General features: G+C 37.4%; 1 pseudogene. It reads right to left on the bottom strand.

What is annotated here, in order from left to right:
* Window positions 1-273, bottom strand: a pseudogene (locus SB679_RS24215) (30S ribosomal protein S12 methylthiotransferase RimO); the annotation flags it as partial.

Genomic DNA, 273 nt, shown 5'->3' on the forward strand with positions numbered 1-273 from the left:
CTGCTGAAGTAATCTTAACATCCGCAAACTCTCCAATAGAGATATAGGTATCTTCAGCTGATACTAAAACTGTGTTATCTACATCTGGAGAATCATACTCTGTTCTTCCGATAAAATAATTTCCTTCCTTACGATCAAAGACACATCTGAATGTTTTACCTACTTTTTCCTGGTTCTTTTCCCAAGAAATTTGAGACTGCAATTCCATGATTTCCTCTACTCTTGCTTCTTTGACTTCCTGCGGAATATCATCCTCTAATACGTGTGCTGTAG

The organism is Chryseobacterium sp. SIMBA_029 (genome assembly GCF_046535275.1).
Classification (GTDB): domain Bacteria; phylum Bacteroidota; class Bacteroidia; order Flavobacteriales; family Weeksellaceae; genus Chryseobacterium.